Source organism: Bradyrhizobium sp. ORS 86, assembly GCF_045571475.1.
In the GTDB taxonomy this organism is placed as follows: Bacteria; Pseudomonadota; Alphaproteobacteria; order Rhizobiales; family Xanthobacteraceae; genus Bradyrhizobium.
Window position 1 is genome coordinate 6,318,474 of the sequence record NZ_CP120699.1, and the last position, 19,106, is coordinate 6,337,579.

A 19,106-nucleotide genomic window follows, 5' to 3' on the forward strand; every position below is an offset into this window, starting at 1 on the left:
CGCAGAGCGGAAACATGATGCCTGACATTCCATGCGGATACCGCTTTCGGCACCGCTGCGGTGCGGAATCCGCGCTAGACCGCCCGGCTATTTCAACTACAATTACGCGTGACAGGACATTGAAGAGGACATCCGACCGCTGTGAGAGCGGTCGTTTCGTGTGGGCGCCCGCGCGACCACCGAACGAACCAAGGCAAAGAGATAGATGAAATTCACGGGTACCAAGGACTACGTCGCAACCGATGACCTCAAGGTCGCCGTCAATGCCGCCATCGTGCTCGAGCGCCCGCTCCTGGTGAAGGGCGAGCCCGGCACCGGCAAGACAGTGCTGGCCGAGGAAGTCGCCAAGGCGCTCGACGCGCCGCTGCTCACCTGGCACATCAAATCCACCACCAAGGCGCAGCAGGGCCTCTACGAATACGATGCCGTGTCGCGCCTGCGCGACAGCCAGCTCGGCGACGCGCGCGTGTCCGACATCAAGAACTACATCAAGCGTGGCAAGCTGTGGGAAGCCTTCACCAACCAGAAGCGCCCGGTGCTGCTGATCGACGAGATCGACAAGGCCGACATCGAATTCCCCAACGACCTGCTGCTCGAGCTCGACCGTATGGAGTTCCACGTCTACGAAACCGGCGAGACCATCAAGGCGAAGCTGCGCCCGATCGTGATGATCACATCGAACAACGAGAAGGAGCTGCCGGACGCCTTCCTGCGCCGTTGCTTCTTCCACTACATCAAGTTCCCGGACTCCGAGACGATGGGCAAGATCGTCGACGTGCACTTTCCCAACATCAAGAAGCGGCTGGTGGAAGAGGCGCTGCGCATCTTCTTCGAAGTGCGCGAGGTGCCCGGCCTGAAGAAGAAGCCCTCGACCTCCGAGCTGCTCGACTGGCTCAAGCTGCTCCTGAACGAGGACATCACGCCTGAGATGCTGCGTGAGCGCGATCCGCGCAAGCTGATCCCGCCGCTGCACGGCGCGCTCCTGAAGAACGAGCAGGACGTGCATCTGTTCGAGCGGCTGGCGTTCCTCAGCCGCCGCGAGGTCTAGCTCCGATATCGGCGAGCGCCGGGGCCATGGTCCCGGCGTCTTACTTTCATAACTCAACAAACAAGAAGACCAGGGAACATGAACGTCCAGACCCAAATCCGCGCCGCCGAGCCCGTCACATCTGAGCATTTCGACGTCCTGATCGCGGGCGCCGGCATCTCCGGCGTCGGCGCCGCCTACCACCTCACCACGCAATGCCGTGGCACCAGCTTCTTGGTGCTGGAGACGCAGAAGACGTTCGGCGGCACCTGGTCCACCCATCGCTATCCCGGCATCCGCTCCGACAGCGACCTGCATACCTTCGGCTATCGCTTCAAGCCGTGGACGAGCGCGCCGATCGCGACCGCGGCCGAGATCCTCAAATACATGGGCGAGGTGATCGAGGAGAACCACCTCGCGCCGCACATCCGCTATCGCCACACCATCACCGCGGCGAAGTGGTCGAACGAGACCAATCTCTGGACCATCGATGCGACGCGCATCGACACTGGCGAGAAGCTGCGCTTCACCGCCAATTTCTTCTGGATGTGCCAGGGCTATTACCGGCACGCCGAGGGCTACACGCCCGAATGGACCGACATGGCGAAGTTCAAGGGCCCGATCGTGCATCCGCAGAAGTGGCCCGAGGACCTCGACTACAAGGGCAAGCGCGTGGTCGTGATCGGCTCCGGTGCCACCGCCGCGACGCTGATCCCGGCGATGGCCAAGGACGCCGGCCACGTCACCATGCTGCAACGCTCGCCGACCTATTTCCGCACCGGCCGCAACGCGATCGAGATCGCCGAGGAGCTGCGCAAGCTGCAGGTCGACGAGACCTGGATCCACGAGATCACCCGCCGCAAGATCCTGTTCGACCAGGACGCCTTCACCCGCAAGACCTTCGCCGAGCCCGAGGCCGCCAAGAAGGACTTGCTGTCGGCGGTTGAGGCTTATCTCGGCAAGGACTACGACATCGCCACCCACTTCACACCGCGCTACCGGCCGTGGCGGCAGCGCATCGCCTTCATTCCGGACGGCGACCTGTTCCAGGCGATCAAGGGCGGCAAGGCCTCCGTTGTCACTGACGAGATCGACCGCTTCACCGAGAAAGGCATCCTGCTCAAGTCCGGCAAGGAGTTCGAGGCCGACATCATCATCACCGCGACCGGCTTCCACCTCTCCGCCAACGGCGACATTGACTTCGAGATCGATGGCAAGCCGCTCGATTTCGCCGATACCGTGACCTATCGCGGCATGATGTTCACCGGCGTGCCGAACCTCGTCTGGGTGTTCGGCTATTTCCGCGCAAGCTGGACGCTGCGCGTCGACCTCGTCGCCGACTTCGTCTGCCGCATGCTCAAACACATGAAGGAGACCGGCGCGACCAAGGTGACGCCGGCGCTGCGCCCTGAAGACCACAACATGCCGTTGCTGCCGTGGATCGATCCGGAGAACTTCAACCCCGGCTACATGATGCGCGGCATGCACCTGTTGCCGAAGCGCGGCGACAAGCCGGAGTGGCAGCACAACCAGGACTACTGGGCCGAGAAGGACGAATTCCCGGCGATCGACCTCAAGGACAAGGCGTTCGTCTACGGCTGAGCTCCTCTGCTCGTTCCCCTCATCCTGAGGAGCGCGGAACGCGCGTCTCGAAGGATGAGGCCTCGGCCGGGCCCCATGGTTCGAGACGCCGCTACGCGGCTCCTCACCATGAGGGGATATGCGGCGCTCGATCAGCCCAAACGGCCCTCACGCATATTCCTCGAGCTTCGCCGATGCCTCGGGCGGCTTGCCGCGGATCATGTCGGAGGCCTTGTCGGCGATCATCAGCGTCGAGGCATTGAGATTGGCCGAGATCATCCGCGGCATGATCGAGGCGTCGATCACGCGCAGGCCCTCCATGCCGTGGACACGAAGCTGGTCGTCGACCACGGCCCAGGGCGCATCCGCAGGACCCATCCGGCAAGTGCAGCCGGGATGGAAGGTGGTGGTGCCGCGCTGGGTCGCGGCGGCGAGAAATTCGTCGTCGCTTTGCACCTTGGGACCGGGAAAGTCTTCATAAGCGAAATACGGCTTCAGCGGCTCGGAGGCGAGCAGCCGGCGCGCCAGCTTCATGCCAGCGACGACGACGCGGCGGTCGATCTCCTCGGCGAGATAGTTGGTCTGGATGATCGGCGCCTGGAACGGATCGGCGGAGCGGATCCGGACATAGCCGCGGCTTTCCGGCCGCTGCTGCCAGGACGCCACCGTCATGCCGGGCTCGTCCTCGAGCTGGCCCTGCACGCCTTCCTTGTAGCTCGCCGGCGTGAAGGTGAGCTGCAGGTCGGAGCTTTCGGTGGTCTCGCCGGAATGCCAGAAGCAGTAAACCATGGTCGGCGACAGCGACAGCAGCCCGCGCCGCGTCGTCGCCCATTTCAGCGCCTCGACCCACAGGCTCATGCCGCGGCGAAGCTCGTTGATAGTCCTGATGTTCTTGACCCGCGCCACCGAACGCGGCGCGTAGTGATCCTGCAGTCCCTCGCCGACACCCGGCAGCGCGTGGCGCACCTCGATGCCGTGCGACTTCAACAGGTCGGGCGAGCCGACGCCGGAGAGCTGCAAAAGCTGCGGCGAGTTGTAGGCGCCGCCGGAGAGGATGACCTCCTTGGTGGCGCGGATCTCGAGCGGATCGCCGTATTTGCCGCCCCTGTTGTAGCGCACACCGACGGCCCGCTTGCCCTCGAAGATGATGCCGGTGACATGCGCATGGGTGCGCACATCGACATTCGGCCGCCGGCGCGCCGGATGCAGGAAGGCGGTCGCGGCGCTGACGCGGCGGCCATTCCGGATGGTGCGCTGGCAGTAGGAGACGCCTTCCTGGATCTTGCCGTTATAGTCCGGGTTGCGCGGAATGCCGAGGCTGACGGCGCCGTTCATGAAGGCCTCGCAGAGCGGGTCCTGCCAGTCCATCGTGGTGACGGTGAGGTTGCCGTCGCGGCCGCGATAGGTGTCGTCGCCCTCGCCGATCCGCTTCTCCATGCGCCGGAAATAGGGCAGCACGTCGGGGTAGCCCCAGCCGCGATTGCCGAGCTGCGCCCAGGTGTCGAAATCCTGGCGCTGGCCGCGGTTGTAGATGTGGCCGTTGATCGAGGACGAGCCGCCGAGCGTCTTGCCGCGCGGCGCGTAGATGCTGCGCCCACCGGTGTAGGGACCCACCTCCTGCTGATAGGCCCAATTCACGCTCTTCATGTGGAAGGTCTTGATGAAGCCGGCCGGCAAATGGATGTAAGGGTGCCAGTCGCTCGGCCCCGCCTCGAGCACACAGACTCTGACACCGGGATCTTCACTCAAGCGATTGGTCAGCACGCTCCCGGCGGAGCCTGCGCCGATGATCACATAATCGAACGTTTCCATCGTCTCGTTTCTCGCGCCGACTGCGGTGTCAGCGCGGCTTGTCGTTGAGTTGATAATTGAGGTGCGCCTTCACCGTCGGCCATTCGCTGGCGATGATGCTGTAAACCACCGTATCTCGCAACGTGCCGTTGGGCGAGATCTGATGGCTGCGCAGGATGCCGTCCTGCTTGGCGCCGAGACGTTCGATGCCGCGGCGGCTCTGGTGATTGAAGAAATGCGTGCGGAACTCAACCGCGATGCAGTCGAGCTTCTCGAAGGCATGGGAGAGCAGCAGCAGTTTGCACTGCGTATTGACCGCGCTGCGCTGCACACGCTTGGCGTACCAGGTCGACCCGATCTCGACGCGGCGGTTCGGCGTATCGACGTTCATGTATGTCGTCATGCCGCTGATCTGCCCCGCGGCATCGAACACCGTGAACGGCAGCATGGAGCCGGCGGCCTGCAGGCCGAGCCGGCGATCGATCTCCTTGGTCATGTTCTCCGGCTTCGGAACGGCCGTGTACCAGAGCTTCCAGAGCTCGCCGTCCTTCACCGCCTCGGTCAGGCCGGCAACATGATCATGCGACAGCGGCTCCAGCCGCGCATGGGTGCCGCGAAGGGTAACCGGTTCAAGCCAGGGCATTTTCGATCCTCTCTCCTCATCCTGAGGAGCGCTTCACTTGCAGCGCGTCTCGAAGGATGAGGCCACCGTTCGGGCCGCATGGTTCGAGACGGCGCTTCGCGCCTCCTCACCATGAGGGTCTATCATTTGCCTATCGTCACTTGTTCAAGAAGTTCAGCGGCAAACCCGGCCGCGACCAGTCCATCGCAATCAGCTCGCCCTTGCCCGACAGCGTGATGTAGGCGGTTTTCAGCTCCGGGCCGCCGAAGGCGATGTTGGTCGTGACGCGGTCGCCGGTCGGCACTTGCTCGACGAGCGTGCCGTCGGGCGCGATCACCGAGATGCAGCCCGAGACCAGCGTCGCGACGCAGACATTGCCGCTCGCCTCCACAGCGAGCGAATCGAACATCTGATAACCGCCGAGGCCTGCGATCGGCTTGCCGCGCTCGCCGCGATAGATCACGTCGCGCGGCTTGACGGTGCCGGGCTCGGAGACTTCGTAGGCCCACAGCCGCGCGGTCGGCGTTTCCGCGATGTAGACGGTCTTCTCGTCCGGCGACAGCCCGATGCCGTTGGCCGGCAGGATGCCGTGCACGGCTTCGACGATCTCGGTCATGCCGGGCTTCAGATAATAGAACGCACCGACATCCATGTCGCGGGCGCGGCGCTTGCCGAGGTCGGAGAACCACAGGCCGCCCTGCTTGTCGAACACCAGGTCGTTCGGCCCGCGTAGCTCGTGCTCGCCGCATTTGGTGACGACGGTCTCGACCTTGCCGGACTGCAGATCGACGCGCTGGATCGAGCCACCGAGATAATCCTCCGGCTGCGGTCCCGGCATGATCATGTTGCGGGTCGGAATCCAGGAGAAGCCGCCGTTGTTGCAGACATACATCTTGCCGTCGGGACCGAGCGCGGCGCCGTTCGGGCCGCCCGGGACCTTTGCGACCACTTCCTTGCGCCCGTCGGGATAGACCCGGGTCAGGCGCTGGCCGCGGATTTCGACCAGCACGACCGAGCCATCGGGCATGACGACCGGGCCTTCGGGAAACTCCAGATCGGTGGCGAGAACTCGAATATTGGCCATGGCATCCTCCCGGCTCTTGGGCTGCAGGCGGATTCCCTCGCGGTCCCCCACGCGCACCGTGTTGTTTCGTCCTGTTATGGCAAAGCGGATTTGGCTTGCCAAGCAATCGGGCCGCAACGCTGCCCGGCGTTGATGTTGAGGGCACCGCAATGATGGTATCGTCGGCTAGGGTTGGGCCCGATGTCGCGCCACATACAACGCCGTCGTCCCTGCGAAAGCAGGGACCCATACTCCGCGGCCAGTGTTGTCGGCAGGGCTCGTCGTTCCAGCATCGCGCAGCAATTTACATTCGGGGTTATGGATCCCTGCTTTCGCAGGGACGACAGCGAGTGAGTTGCACACACTGTGAGTTAAACACAGGAGTTCTCGCGACAGGAATTGTCCGAGCTTTGCATCTCGTTTCGCCGCTCTGAAAGCAGAGGGCGCAGGGAAAGCCGGGTGCCGATCGCACCCATGGGCCCCGAGCAAGGGTAGAAAGCTCGGGGGTAGGACCACAGGTGTAACCGGAGCAATCCCGGCTTTCCCTGCGCGATGGGTTACGGCTTATACGTGCTCGCCCCGGCGAGACTGGGCTTGGTTGTCACCGCTGTTGCAAGACGCAATTGCGTCTTGCAACAGGACACCTGCCACTAGGGCGTCAGGCCTGCACGACTTCGCCGTCCGCCTCATGCGCACTCGTCAGTTGCGCAATCGGCGTCCACCGCATCCCAACCCAGCACTCGTGACGATCGCGAAGCGCCCCTCAAGCGGGTGAGACGGGTGCATTAGACTTCTGAGTTGGGTCAAACGCGAAGCGAAATTTTGCCCGTCGGGTTACTATGTCGCACCCTGCTGATCAGGCGCGCTGTATCAGCTCAGCGTGCCCGCATGCACCCACCAGCCGGGGTGCTCAGCGCGCAGTTTCTCGCCGGCAGCCCGGGCGTCGGCGTCGTTACCGAAGATCGCAAAGCACGTCGCGCCGGAGCCGGACATGCGGACGAGGCGAACGTCGCTGGTCTCGCGCAGCGCAGACAGCACGTCGCTGATGACAGGCTCGATCCGCGCCGCCGGCGCTTCGAGATCGTTGCTGCCGAGCGCAAGAGCTTCGATCCAGTCGTCGATCGCACCGCCCGTCTCGGGCCAGGACGGCGCCTGGATCACGACGTCGGTGGCGCCGACCAGAAGCTCCCCGTGGCGCAGGCCAAGCGCATTGAAGACGTCCTTGGTCGCAACCGGAACACGCGGATTGACCATCACGCAAGGCAGCTTCGGCAAATTGAGCGGCAGCAGCGTCTCGCCGACGCCGGTCATGTCGCAGGCGCGCGAGCCGATACAGACAGGCACGTCGGCGCCGGTCTGCAGCGCCACGTCCATGATCCTGGTGTCGTCGAGCGAGAGCTCGTTGAGCCGCGCCAAGAGGCGGAGCGCGGCTGCCGCATCCGCCGAGCCGCCGCCAATACCGGCCGCGACGGGCAAGACCTTCTCCAGCGTGAAATGGCCAACCCTGAGGTCCGCGACACGCTCGCCGAGCAGGCGCGCCGCCTTGAGCACCAAATTGTCCGAGGTATCGCCGCAGGCATAGGCCAGCGGTCCTTCCATCGTCAGCGCAAGCGCGTCACCCGGTTTGAGCGTGAGACGATCGGCGCAATCGGCAAACGCGACGACGCTCTCCAGGTCGTGAAATCCGTCGACGCGCCGCCCGACCACCTTCAGCGTCAGGTTGACCTTGGCACGCCCCTCTTCAACAAGCGCCGGCACGGCGATAAACCCCTAAAAAACAAAGATCGTGTGCGATTAGCGTAAATCGCATCACGATCCTATCCCTTTGTTTGGGCAGAAATTCCGTCACCGCTCGGCATGCCCGGGCTTGAGCCGGGCATGCCCGGCCATGACGATGAGAAAACGTCGATGCCCGGGACATCTTGCGCGAAGATGCGCGTCTGCCCGGGCATCACGGTATTCTCTGGAAATGCAGCACGAGGTCGGCTCAGCCGCCCTTATCGTCGTCCTTCTTCTTGTCGGCGGACGCGGCGGCCGGCGACGGATCGTCGGGCAGACCGTTGTCGATCTTGGCCTGGATCTTCGGCAGCTCTTCCGGCTCGGGCTTGAGGTCGCGCGCATGTGCCCACTGGAACTTGGCTTCCAGCTTGCGGCCGACGCGCCAATAGGCGTCGCCGAGATGGTCGTTGATGGTCGGATCCTCCGGTTTCAGATCGATCGCGCGCTCGAGATTCTTCACCGCCTCGTCGTAATTGCCGATCCGGTAATAGGCCCAGCCCAGCGAGTCGACGATGTAGCCGTCGTCGGGACGCTGATCGACGGCACGCTTGATCATCTTCATGCCTTCGTCGAGGTTGATGCCCTGATCGATCCAGGAATAGCCGAGATAGTTCAGCACGTGAGGCTGCTCGGGCTGCAGCTCGAGCGCTTTGCGCATATCGACCTCGGCCTTGCTCCATTGCTTGGAGCGCTCCTCGCAGATGCCGCGATAGTAGTAGGTAACCCAGGCATTCTTGTCGCCGCCGTCGGCAGTCGGCAGCGCGTCGATCGCCTGCGAATAGGTCCCGACGCAGTCGGCGAACTTCTTGCGGCCGCGCTCGATGTTGCCGAGCGCCATGATGGCCTCGATATCCTGCGGCGATTCAGCCGTGACCCCCTTCAGGATCTTGATCGCCTCGTCGCTGCGGTCGGCGGCGTCGAGGTTGGTCGCGAGCTGGATCTGCGCATTGCGCTTCAGCGGCGACGACGCCGGCATCCGCTCATAGACCTTGATCGCCATCTGCGGCTTCTTCACGGACTCGTAGAGATCGGCGAGCGAGAGCAGCGCCAACGGATGGTTCGGCTGCAGGTACAGCGCAAGTTGCAGATAGACCAGCGCGAGATCCTCGCCGCCGCGCCGCGTCAGCGTCGCGCCGATGCCGTAGAGCGCCTCGGCTGCGCCGGCCTGCGCCGTTTCGACCAGCGGCGGCAGCTTCTTGCCGGCCTTGGTGTCCCTGATGCCTTCCAGCACCAGCGGATGCCGCGGCAGCTTCTTGTCGAAGGCCTCGTAGAGCGCGGTGGCGGCGGCCGCATCCTTGTTGCGCGAGGTCCAGCGCGCATATTCGTCGACCGTGCGCAGCATCGAATCGTCGAGCTTGTAGGCGCGCTCGAAGCGCGCGCCGGCATCCTTCTCCTTGTTGGCGAGCTCGAGGATCATGCCGGCGTGCAAATCCTTGAAGATCGGATACCAATCTGGCCCGGTCAGCTTGTCGATGCTGGCGACTGCGCTCTTCGAGTCGCCGGCGCCATAGGCCGCCCAGGCCGACAGCAGCGTCGCCACCAGATCTGTGATCGGACCGCGCACCGACTGGTTGATGTTGGACTGCGCGGCTCCGTACTTCTTCAGCTTGAGGTCGCGCACGCCGATCACGAGACGCGCAACGCGATTGGCCTTGTCCTGAGTCAGGATCCGCTCGGCGAGCTTGACCGCCTCGTCGATGTCGCCATCGGCAAGCGAGGAGATGAAAGCGCGGTCGAGCAGCTCGGAGTTCTTCGGATCGGTGCGCAGCGCCGAGCGGTAGAACGCCGCGGCGGAGTTCGCATCGCGCTCGACGCTGGCATGGCGGGCCGCCAGATAGCTGCCGGCTGTCGTCAGCGACTTCAGGTCGTTTCTGGTGGGAAACTGCGCCGCGTTGTCGGCGGGATGATCGGGCGTTTGCGCCGAGAGCTGCGCGGGCGCGGCGAGCGCTGCAGCGGCGATGAGGGCAATCGTCAGGCGGTTGAAACGGGTGGACAGCATCACGGTCGCCTTGCTCCAGGGATTTACGGCCACGATCTTGCGTTCAGTCTCTCATGCGAACCCAAGCGGCGGCATCGCGACCGGGGACAATGCCGCTTTTGGCCTTCAACCGCAAGGATGCGCGTGACGAATCGATAGGCAGATTAAGCCTTTAGGCCCGCCGATCCAGCCAGCCACCCGCAAAACGCTTCCAGTGTGGCGGTATCGTGGCCGGTCCGGGCACAATCGCGTTGGGAAACAACAGTCTCGGCAAATGGCCGCCACTGTACCGGTTCCTGCTCTCTCCTTGTGGGAGAGGCGAGCGGAATTCGCCGCAACAGCAGGCCCGCTCACGCAAATGTGGTCTGGCTAGCCTTTATTACATCGCCTCGTAGTTCGGTCCTCCGCCGCCCTCGGGAGGAACCCAGGTGATATTGCCGTTGGGGTCCTTCACGTCGCAGGTTTTGCAGTGGACGCAGTTCTGGGCATTGATCTGGAAGCGCGGACCGGAGGCTTCCTCGACCCATTCATAGACGCCGGCCGGGCAATAACGGTTGGAGGGCCCGGCAAACACGTCGTGCTCCGAGGTCTTCTGCAGGTTCATGTCGGCGACCTTGAGATGGACCGGCTGGTCCTCCTCATGGTTGGTGTTGGACAGGAACACTGACGACAGCTTGTCGAAGGAGATCTTGCCGTCCGGCTTCGGATAGGCAATCGGCTGATGCTGCTTGGCCGGGTCCAGCGTCTTGCGATCGGGCTTGGCGTGCGACTGGGTGCCGAACAGCGAGAAGCCGAGCGTGTTGCACCACATGTCGAAGCCGCCGAGCGCGACGCCGACGATGGTGCCGAACTTCGACCACAGCGGCTTGACGTTGCGGACCTTGTGCAGGTCCTGCCCGACGGCGGACGAGCGCCAAGCGTTTTCGTACTCGACCAGCTCGTCATTGGCGCGCCCGGCACCGAGCGCGGCGGCGACGTGCTCGGCGGCGAGCATGCCTGACCCCATGGCGTTGTGCACGCCCTTGATGCGCGGCACGTTGACGAAGCCCGCGGCGCAACCGACCAGCGCGCCGCCCGGGAAGGTGAGCCGCGGCACCGACTGGTAGCCGCCTTCGGTGATCGCGCGTGCGCCGTAGGCGAGGCGCTTGCCGCCCTCGAACACGCCGCGGATCGCAGGATGGGTCTTGAAGCGCTGGAACTCGTCGAATGGCGACAGATACGGATCGTCGTAATTCAGATGCACGACGAAGCCGACCGCAACGCGGTTGTCGTCGTAATGATAGAGGAACGAGCCGCCGCCGGTGGAATTGTTCAGCGGCCAGCCGAAGGAATGCTGGATCAGGCCCTTCTGGTGCTTGGCCGGATCGATCTGCCAGACTTCCTTCAGACCGATGCCGAATTTCGGCGGCTCGCTCTTGGCGTCGAGCTGGTACTTCGCGATCAACTGCTTGGACAGCGAGCCGCGCGCGCCTTCGGCGAACAGCGTGTACTTGCCGAGCAGTTCCATGCCGCGGGTGTAGGAATCCTTGTGGCTGCCGTCCTTGGCGATGCCCATGTCGCCGGTGGCGATGCCGCGCACCGCACCCTTGTCGTCATAGAGCACTTCGGCCGCAGCGAAACCGGGATAGATCTCGACGCCGAGCGCTTCCGCCTTCGGCGCCAGCCAGCGGCAAACATTGCCGAGCGAGCCGATGTAGCAGTGATGGTTCTTCATCAGCGGCGGCGTCATGAAGTTCGGCAACCGGATCGCGCCGCCCGCGCTCATCCAGTAGAAGCGGTCATCCTTGACCTGCGTCTTCAGCGGACAGTCGGCGTCCTCGCGCCAGTCCGGGATCAGCTTGTCGAGCGACACCGGATCGATCACCGCGCCCGACAGAATGTGCGCGCCGACCTCGGAACCCTTCTCTACCACGACGATCGAGAGCTCGGGATTGAGCTGCTTGAGCCGGATCGCAGCCGACAGGCCCGAAGGGCCGGCGCCGACGATGACGACGTCGAATTCCATGGACTCGCGCGGGGGAAGGTCTTCAGCACTCATGATCTGGTCTCAGCCCGTTGAGAACGCTTCTAAGCTTTTCAGGGGTCGTTGTTTCCGATTTTTGGCGGAAGGACAACCATGGAATTGCACACGGAGGCGTTTCGCGCGGCCCCATGCAGGTTTGAGCGTGATGGTTTACGGAAAAACCAGTCTCCACTTTTCCTCGCCATGCTCTAAATTGCGCGCCATTATGGCCCTGATGCCCGAACCCGCCCCTACACTGCAGCAATTGCTGGCCTTTTACCTCGAGGCCGGGGTCGATTGCGCGCTTCGAGACGAGCCGATCAACCGGCTGGAGGAGCCGGACGCTGTTCCCGCGCCGGCCTCGCCGATGCCGGTCGCCCCGCCCAATCCACTGCGTCCCCTGCCCGCCGCGATGCCGGCCGTTCCGCGCAGCGAAATCACCGTCGCGCCAGACGCCGCGATCGCGTCCGCGCGCGAGGCGGCGCGCACCGCGCCGACGCTCGCTGCCTTGCGCGAGTTGATGGAGACGTTCGACGGTTGCGCGCTGAAGCACACTGCGACCAAGCTCGTGTTCGCCGACGGCAATCCGGAGGCGCGCGTGATGTTCGTCGGCGAGGCGCCGGGCCGGGACGAGGACATCGAGGGCCTGCCCTTCGTCGGCCGCTCTGGCAAGCTGCTCGACCGCATGATCGCCTCGATCGGGCTCGACCGCAGCAAAGCCTATATCGCCAACGTGATCCCATGGCGGCCGCCCGGCAACCGCACGCCGACGCCGCAGGAGACTCAGGTCTGCCTGCCCTTCATCCAGCGCCAGATCGAGCTGGTGAATCCCGACGTGCTGGTGACGCTCGGCAATCCGTCGACACAGGCGCTGCTCGGCACCCGCGAGGGCATCATGCGCACGCGCGGCAAATGGCTCGACTTCGACACCGGCACGCGCACGATCCGCGCCATCGCCACCTTCCACCCGGCGTATCTGCTGCGCTCGCCGTCCTACAAGCGGCTGTCATGGCAGGACCTGCGCGCGGTCGCCAAGGTGCTGCAGGCGACCACGGCTTCGTAGCCCGGATGGAGCGCAGCGCAATCCGGGACTGACCGCGACGTTGGGGAAGCGGCCCCGGATTTCGCTACGCTCCATCCGGGCTACGGCTCCCCATCAATCTACGCCCCCTTCGGCCGCACGATCGCCCAGCCGATCCGCAACACGCCCTGCCGTCCGTTGACCAGCCGGTCGAACGAGCGCGGCACTTCCGGCACCAGGCCGGGAAAGCGCTGCGCGATCTCGGGCGGCGGCGTGCCGCCGGTATCCCGCGCGCGCCACACCACGACCCCGCCGGTCTCGTTGAATTTCGCGATCGACAGCCATGGCGTCCGCTGCGGCGTGGCGTCGAGCAACAGATGCGGGCGGCGCGCATTCATTGCGATCAAGCTGGCGAGTTCCGGATCGCCGGCCACGGCACGCAGGCGCTGGTTGGTGCGGCGCTCATAGCTATCGTCGAAGAAGCGGCCGATCGCAGCCGCTGGCAGCGAGGTCGGCACCTCCCTGGTGCTGGTCCATGGCATGAACAACACCATGGCCAGCGTGGCCAGCGCCGGCGCGGCAATGGCGAGCGCCCAGGCCGTGCGCAACAGCCGCTGGTGCCGGAGGCGGATCAGATCCCCGGCGGCGACCACGACGGCAAGCCCCGACATCAACAGCGCAACGCCCGCGCAGCCGAACACGCGGTTCACATTGAACAGGCCCGAGACAAAGCTGCCCACGATTGCCGGCGCGAAGGCGAAGAAATAGACGAACTGCTGCCCGAGCGGTCCGACCGGCGGACGGTGGATGATCGGCGCATTCTCGCTGTCGCCGGCGAACCAGCGCGAATCGAGGATCACCAGCAGCACGACAGCGCCCATCGCCACGACCAGCCCGCCGAGCACGACGCCCCAGCGCAGCGCGCGGGCCTTGAGATCGGCAATCTCGGGCAAGGGTGGAAAGACGATCGCGTCGGCGCGGATCAGCCAGATCAGATAGGGCAGCGCCAGCACAACGATGACGAGCAGCGCATAGAGCGGATCGACCGACAGCAGCGTACGCCGACCGCGCGCGCTGGTGAGCGCAAAGACGGCGACCAGGAGGATCATGCCGATCGCCGCCGGCGTCGTCAGCAACAACAGGCCGCAATCGATCGACCAGGCGAACCAGGCGCTGCGCCGGTTCTGTCCGATCAACTGCCAGGAATGCAGCAGCAACAGTGCCCAGAGCGGCCGCGCCAGGATCAGCGGACCGAACTCGACGCTCGGCGACGAGAACACCACGACCGTCATGGACAGCAGCACCGCGAGCACCGCATGCGGGCCACCGACGATCGCGCGCGCCAGATGGTAGAAGGCGATGAAGGTCGCGACCTCGCAGGCCTGCGCCAGCAAATAGACGCCGAACACGTGGTTGCCGGCGGCGCGAAAGGCGATGTCGGCGAGCCAGAACGACAGCGGCGGCCCCATGTCGGTGCCGACCTGATATTCGCGACCGAACGCCAGCACGGTCGCGAGATTGCCGGGCGGGCTGCCGTAGAAGATCACCGGCAACAACAGCCAGATCGCCGCCTGCGCCAGCACCACGACCCAGACCACCAGCCGTGGCCGGGCGCGGATCAGTTCGACAACCAGCGAGGTGAACCGCATGAAACGCCTGAATGCCCCAGCCACCGGCGTCGGCGGCTCAATCTCACCCCGTGATAACGGCCGACAGCGGCAGAGGCAATGCTGGTGAACCCACGCGACAAATCCAAATTCCGCCGTCATGGCCTGCGAATGCGGGGGCATCCAGTACGCCGCGCCCTCTCGGGCTAAATACCATGGCCTCTGGGACACTGGATCGCCCGGTCAAGCCGGGCGACGACAATCGAGATTGTGGCTCGAGCTATGTGCGCTACGCGGCCGCCACCGCTGCGGCCTCGCTCTCCGGGTCCACCGTGAACAGGTCGGGCTCCGCCAGTTCGGGGAAATGCTTCGCGCGCGCGGCAACGACCGGGGCGAAGAAGCTGCGGTGATGGACGCTTGGGCCGAGCCGGTCCAGCGCCTCGAGGTGTTCCGGGACGGCATAGCCCTTGTGCTGCTCGAAGCCGTAACCCGGACAATCCAGCGCCAGCGCGCTCATCAGCCGGTCGCGGGTCACCTTGGCGATGATGGACGCCGCCGCGATCGACACCACGAGGCCGTCGCCACCGATCACCGCCTCGCAATCGCAGGCTGTGACGAGCTTGTCGCGTCCGTCGACGAAGACGTGCTTCGGCATTTCCGGCAGCGCGTGGACGGCGCGGGCCAGCGCCCAGAGCGAGGCGCGCAGGATGTTGTCGCGGTCGATGCGCGCAGGCGAGGCCACCGCGACCGAGAAGGCGGCCGTGGCGCAAATCTCCTCGAACAGCTCCTCGCGGCGCTCGGCGGTCAGCCGCTTGGAATCATCGATGCCCTTCGGGATGCGGTTGGGATCGAGCACCACCGCGGCCGCGACCACAGGCCCGGCCAGCGGGCCGCGCCCGGCCTCGTCGCAGCCGGCGATCGGCCAGACGCCGCGCTTGATCAGCGCTCGCTCACGCCGGAAGCTCGGCCGCGCCACCGCGATCACGCGCTTCTCTGGCTTGGCCGGCTCGCCCGGCTTCTTCTTCACTGACTTGTCCCGAATCATGCGCGGATCGTGATCAAGCGCGGCTCGCCGCGCAACCGGGAACCTGCCATCGTCCCCGCTATTCATGATATTATTGATATTATTGGCCGCAGCCTAATCCGGCATCGACACCCGCCGGTCGTCGCCGACCTCGAAACCCGGCGCGCGGACCACTTCCCAGGCGTGGCCATCCGGATCGGCGAAATAGCCGCAATAGCCGCCATAGCTGGTCGGCTGCGCGGGCTTCAGCAGCCTGCCGCCTTTCGAGAGCGCGAAGGCCATGACGGTATCGACTTCCGCATCGTCGTTGCAGTTCCAGGCAATCGTGACACCGCGGAACGCCGCCGGCCGCGGCTGATCGGGAAGTGCAGCGTCCGCGGCCAGCAGATGCCACGGGAACAGTCCCAGCACGCTGCCGCCGGTCTCGAAGAAGGCCACCTCCTCACCGGTCGCGCGGTATTTCCGTGCAAAGCCCAGCGATTCGTAGAACGCGATGCTGGTACGCATGTCGCTGACGCCAAGGGTCAGGACCGTGAAGCGTGGGGTCGGGGCGGTCGCGGTGTTGCTCATGGTTACCTCTCTCCGTCATTGCGAGGAGCTCGCGACAAAATTGCAAAGCAATTTTGCGCTGAAGCGACGAAGCAATCCATCTATCCCGACGTGACATGGATTGCTTCGCTTCGCTCGCAATGACGATCACAACAACCTTTCGAATCTAGAACAAGCTCAACTGCTGCCCGTTGCGCTTCGGCTTGGCGAAGTGGTCGGTGGTCAGCTTGGTGCGCCGCTTGTTGAGCCCAAGCTTTTCGCAGGCGATCTCGAAGCGGCGGCCGATCATCCAGGCCATCGGACCGGTGCCCTTCATCCGCGTGCCCCATTGCGAATCGTAGTCGCGGCCGCCCCGCATGTCGCGGATCAGTGTGAAGACGTGGCGATAGCGGTCGGGATAGTTCGACATCAGCCATTCGCGGAAGAGGTCGCGGACCTCGAGCGGCAGGCGCAGGAGAACGTAGCTCGCCTCTTTCGCGCCGGCATGCGCGGCGGCATCGAGGATGCGTTCGATCTCCGAATCGTTCAGCGCCGGGATCACCGGCGCGACCATCACCGTGGTCGGGATACCGGCCTCAGTGAGCCGCCTGATCGCCTCGAGCCGCTTCGGCGGGGTCGATGCGCGCGGCTCCATGGTACGGGCGAGCTTCGGATCGAGCGTCGTCACCGACAGCGCAACCTTGACCAGATTGCGCTTGGCCATCCGCGCCAGGATGTCAATGTCGCGGGTCACCAGCGCCGACTTGGTCACGATGCCGACCGGATGGCCGGCCCGCTCCAAGACCTCCAGGATGCCGCGCATGATCTTCCGCTCGCGTTCGATCGGCTGATAGGGATCGGTGTTGGTGCCGATCGCGATCATCCGCGCTTCGTAGTCTGGCGCGGCGAGCTCCTTCTCGAGCAGCTCCGGCGCATCGGGCTTGGCGAGCAGCCTCGATTCGAAGTCGAGTCCCGGCGACAGGCCGAGATAGGCGTGGGTCGGCCGCGCGAAGCAATAGACACAGCCATGCTCGCAGCCGCGATAGGGATTGATCGAGCGGTCGAAACCGATGTCGGGGGAATCGTTGCGGGTGATCACCTTGCGCGAGGTGTCGATCGCCACCGAGGTCTTGAACGGCGGCAGGTCGTCAACGCTCTGCCAGCCGTCGTCGAAGGCGACCCGCGCCTCGGCCTCGTAACGGCCGCTGGCGTTGGACTGCGCGCCGCGCCCGCGCCGCCGCTCGCGCTCGATCGCAACCGCAAGCTCGGGAAAAGGGGGAGCCGCACCCGCCGGGTTATCGGAGGGCGCCGTTACCGGCGGGTGCTTGAGGGCATGAGAGGATGCTCGGCTCATGCCGGGAAGTTAACACAGCGCGAGAACAAATCAAGAACAAGCGCCACAAAAATCCACAAGCCGCTGCCGCAAGAATCCGCAGCCGCAAAGGCTGCGCTGCATGTGACAAGGTGATAACAGGGCTCAACTTCTCAACCGTTTGAGCCATCGAAGCCTCAACTCATGCTGAGCGTGATCATTCCGACCGACGGGGTCGAACGCACTGTGGTCGCGACCTTGGCGGCGCTGGTGCCAGGCGCGGCGGCGGGAATCATCCGCGAGGTGCTGCTGGTCGAGCGCACCAACACCGATGTGATGGAGCGCGTCGCTGACGTGGCGGGCTGCCGCTTCCTGCGCTTCGAGGGCACGCGCGCCGCCGCGCTCGCCGCGGGCGCGAAGCAGGCGCGCTCGCCCTGGCTGATGTTCCTGCATCCGGGCGCCGTGCTCGACGCAGGCTGGATCGAGGAGACCACCCAGTTTATCCAGATCGTGGCGGCGAGCGGCAAGGACCGCGCCGGCATCTTCCGCTATGCCCGTTCGCCTTACAGCGATCCCGGCCTGCGTGGCGGGCTCAAATTCGTCGCGCGGATGATGACGGGACCGACAGCCGAACAGGGTCTCCTGATCGCACGTGATCATTACGAGCGGCTCGGCGGCTACCGGCCGGACGCCCGCCGCGCCGAGGCGCGCCTGTTGCGCCGGCTCGGCCGCTCCTCCCGCACCATGCTACGCAGCCGGATCACGGTCGCGTAGAAAGTCCTTGCAGATCGTTTGATTCCGTCAAATAATATATTTGATGAAATCAAATATACCTGACGAGACCCTCGAAGGCCAGGTCGCGGCGGTTCGCGGCTTCAGCCGGTTCTATACCCGCAAGCTCGGCATCATCGAGCCGAAGCTGCTGCACAGCCCGTTCACGCTGCAGGAAGCGCGAATCATCTACGAGCTCGCGCATCACGAGGATTGCACCGCAACCGATCTGGTGCGCGAGCTCGACCTCGATGCCGGCTTCGTCAGCCGCACGCTGGCTGCCTTGCAGCGCCGCCAAATCGTGACGCGCAAGCCGTCGAAGGCCGACAAGCGCGTCAATGAGGTCGCCTTGACCGCGAAAGGCCGCGCCGCGGCCGCCGACCTCGAAAGCCGCTCGCGCGACGAGGTCGCGGCGCTGCTGAAACAGATCGACGGCGACCGGCGGGCGGCGGTGGTGCGCGCCATGGGCACGATCGAGCAATCGCTGGAGCCGCCGGCCGAGAAGCCGGCCGGCTTCCTGCTGCGCAGTCATCGCGTCGGCGACATGGGCTGGGTCATCTCGCGACAGGGACGCGCCTATGCGGAGGAATATGGCTGGGACATCAGTTACGAGGCATTGGTGGCCGAGATCTGCGCGCAATTTTTGAGGTCGTTCGATCCGACCTGCGAGCATTGCTGGATCGCGGAGGTCGACGGCGAGCCGGTCGGCTCGATCTTCCTGGTCAACGGCGGCGACCGGATCGCCAAGCTGCGGCTGTTGCTCGTCGAGAAGAAGGCACGCGGGCTCGGCGTCGGCCGCGCCCTGGTCGAGCAGTGCATCCGCGCCGCGCGCGAGAGGGGCTACAAGAAGATGACGCTCTGGACCCAGAGCATCCTGGTCGCCGCACGCGGTATCTACGTCCGCGCGGGCTTCCAGCGCGTGAAGGAAGAGAAGCACCACAGCTTCGGCGTCGATCTGGTCGGCGAGACCTGGGAATTGGAGTTGTGAAGCCGCAGCGCC

Annotated in this window: 15 protein-coding genes; 5 read left to right on the forward strand and 10 right to left on the reverse strand. The window is 64.9% G+C overall.

Annotated features, from left to right (window positions below; genetic code table 11):
* Positions 1-205: 205 nt before the first annotated feature.
* Positions 206-1,048 (forward strand): AAA family ATPase, encoded by an 843-nt coding sequence (locus P6U25_RS29110; protein ID WP_407148194.1) that lies wholly within the window; start codon positions 206-208, stop codon positions 1,046-1,048.
* 78 nt (positions 1,049-1,126) lie between these two features.
* A complete protein-coding gene (locus P6U25_RS29115) occupies positions 1,127-2,629 on the forward strand; it encodes a flavin-containing monooxygenase (RefSeq protein WP_407148195.1) in 1,503 nt (500 codons plus the stop codon).
* A 147-nt stretch (positions 2,630-2,776) separates the two neighbouring features.
* Here the strand turns inward: P6U25_RS29115 and P6U25_RS29120 are convergent, their stop codons facing one another.
* The 6 genes from P6U25_RS29120 to P6U25_RS29145 form a co-directional block, all read right to left on the reverse strand.
* Positions 2,777-4,420: a GMC family oxidoreductase gene (locus P6U25_RS29120; RefSeq protein ID WP_407148196.1), complete on the reverse strand. Its 1,644-nt coding sequence runs from the start codon at positions 4,418-4,420 to the stop codon at positions 2,777-2,779.
* A 28-nt stretch (positions 4,421-4,448) separates the two neighbouring features.
* Positions 4,449-5,042 (reverse strand): GNAT family N-acetyltransferase, encoded by a 594-nt coding sequence (locus P6U25_RS29125; RefSeq protein WP_407148197.1) that lies wholly within the window; start codon positions 5,040-5,042, stop codon positions 4,449-4,451.
* Between the two features lie 136 nt (positions 5,043-5,178).
* On the reverse strand, positions 5,179-6,105 hold the full coding sequence (locus P6U25_RS29130; protein ID WP_407148198.1) for an SMP-30/gluconolactonase/LRE family protein: 927 nt from the start codon (positions 6,103-6,105) through the stop codon (positions 5,179-5,181).
* 849 nt (positions 6,106-6,954) lie between these two features.
* Complete coding sequence (locus tag P6U25_RS29135) at positions 6,955-7,842, reverse strand: 4-(cytidine 5'-diphospho)-2-C-methyl-D-erythritol kinase (RefSeq protein ID WP_407148199.1); 888 nt, start codon at positions 7,840-7,842, stop codon at positions 6,955-6,957.
* 229 nt (positions 7,843-8,071) lie between these two features.
* Complete coding sequence (locus P6U25_RS29140) at positions 8,072-9,862, reverse strand: tetratricopeptide repeat protein (protein ID WP_407152643.1); 1,791 nt, start codon at positions 9,860-9,862, stop codon at positions 8,072-8,074.
* 358 nt (positions 9,863-10,220) lie between these two features.
* On the reverse strand, positions 10,221-11,879 hold the full coding sequence (locus P6U25_RS29145) for an electron transfer flavoprotein-ubiquinone oxidoreductase (RefSeq protein ID WP_407148200.1): 1,659 nt from the start codon (positions 11,877-11,879) through the stop codon (positions 10,221-10,223).
* A gap of 196 nt (positions 11,880-12,075) precedes the next feature.
* On the opposite strand from P6U25_RS29145, the gene P6U25_RS29150 reads away from it, so the two are divergent.
* Positions 12,076-12,906, forward strand: a complete 831-nt coding sequence (locus P6U25_RS29150) for a uracil-DNA glycosylase (protein WP_407152644.1) — start codon at positions 12,076-12,078, stop codon at positions 12,904-12,906.
* A gap of 98 nt (positions 12,907-13,004) precedes the next feature.
* On the opposite strand, the gene P6U25_RS29155 is transcribed toward P6U25_RS29150, so the two are convergent.
* The 4 genes from P6U25_RS29155 to P6U25_RS29170 all read right to left on the reverse strand — a co-directional run bounded on the left by P6U25_RS29155 (position 13,005) and on the right by P6U25_RS29170 (position 17,377).
* On the reverse strand, positions 13,005-14,513 hold the full coding sequence (locus P6U25_RS29155) for a glycosyltransferase family 39 protein (protein WP_407148201.1): 1,509 nt from the start codon (positions 14,511-14,513) through the stop codon (positions 13,005-13,007).
* 247 nt (positions 14,514-14,760) lie between these two features.
* A complete protein-coding gene (locus P6U25_RS29160; RefSeq protein ID WP_407148202.1) occupies positions 14,761-15,516 on the reverse strand; it encodes a ribonuclease HII in 756 nt (251 codons plus the stop codon).
* A 93-nt stretch (positions 15,517-15,609) separates the two neighbouring features.
* Positions 15,610-16,065, reverse strand: coding sequence for a VOC family protein (locus P6U25_RS29165; RefSeq protein ID WP_407148203.1), 456 nt, complete (start codon positions 16,063-16,065; stop codon positions 15,610-15,612).
* Positions 16,066-16,210: 145 nt separating this feature from the next.
* Positions 16,211-17,377 carry a PA0069 family radical SAM protein gene (locus tag P6U25_RS29170; protein WP_407148204.1) on the reverse strand — a complete coding sequence of 389 codons (1,167 nt, stop codon included), beginning with the start codon at positions 17,375-17,377 and terminating at the stop codon, positions 16,211-16,213.
* A 162-nt stretch (positions 17,378-17,539) separates the two neighbouring features.
* Between P6U25_RS29170 and P6U25_RS29175 the strand changes: the two genes are divergently transcribed.
* Entirely contained in the window at positions 17,540-18,109 is a 570-nt protein-coding gene (locus P6U25_RS29175; RefSeq protein ID WP_407148205.1) for a glycosyl transferase, read from the forward strand.
* Between the two features lie 43 nt (positions 18,110-18,152).
* Positions 18,153-19,094: a GNAT family N-acetyltransferase gene (locus tag P6U25_RS29180; protein WP_407148206.1), complete on the forward strand. Its 942-nt coding sequence runs from the start codon at positions 18,153-18,155 to the stop codon at positions 19,092-19,094.
* Positions 19,095-19,106: the final 12 nt, after the last annotated feature.

Excerpts from the sequence above, each read along its gene's own strand:
- P6U25_RS29175 (WP_407148205.1), top strand. The coding sequence starts at position 17,540 with ATGCTGAGCGTGATCATTCCGACCGACGGGGTCGAACGCACTGTGGTC.
- P6U25_RS29180 (WP_407148206.1), top strand. The coding sequence starts at position 18,153 with ATGAAATCAAATATACCTGACGAGACCCTCGAAGGCCAGGTCGCGGCG.
- P6U25_RS29115 (WP_407148195.1), top strand. The coding sequence starts at position 1,127 with ATGAACGTCCAGACCCAAATCCGCGCCGCCGAGCCCGTCACATCTGAG.
- P6U25_RS29140 (WP_407152643.1), bottom strand. The coding sequence starts at position 9,862 with ATGCTGTCCACCCGTTTCAACCGCCTGACGATTGCCCTCATCGCCGCT.
- P6U25_RS29145 (WP_407148200.1), bottom strand. The coding sequence starts at position 11,879 with ATGAGTGCTGAAGACCTTCCCCCGCGCGAGTCCATGGAATTCGACGTC.
- P6U25_RS29165 (WP_407148203.1), bottom strand. The coding sequence starts at position 16,065 with ATGAGCAACACCGCGACCGCCCCGACCCCACGCTTCACGGTCCTGACC.
- P6U25_RS29130 (WP_407148198.1), bottom strand. The coding sequence starts at position 6,105 with ATGGCCAATATTCGAGTTCTCGCCACCGATCTGGAGTTTCCCGAAGGC.
- P6U25_RS29155 (WP_407148201.1), bottom strand. The coding sequence starts at position 14,513 with ATGCGGTTCACCTCGCTGGTTGTCGAACTGATCCGCGCCCGGCCACGG.
- P6U25_RS29110 (WP_407148194.1), top strand. The coding sequence starts at position 206 with ATGAAATTCACGGGTACCAAGGACTACGTCGCAACCGATGACCTCAAG.
- P6U25_RS29170 (WP_407148204.1), bottom strand. The coding sequence starts at position 17,377 with ATGAGCCGAGCATCCTCTCATGCCCTCAAGCACCCGCCGGTAACGGCG.
- P6U25_RS29125 (WP_407148197.1), bottom strand. The coding sequence starts at position 5,042 with ATGCCCTGGCTTGAACCGGTTACCCTTCGCGGCACCCATGCGCGGCTG.
- P6U25_RS29120 (WP_407148196.1), bottom strand. The coding sequence starts at position 4,420 with ATGGAAACGTTCGATTATGTGATCATCGGCGCAGGCTCCGCCGGGAGC.
- P6U25_RS29160 (WP_407148202.1), bottom strand. The coding sequence starts at position 15,516 with ATGATTCGGGACAAGTCAGTGAAGAAGAAGCCGGGCGAGCCGGCCAAG.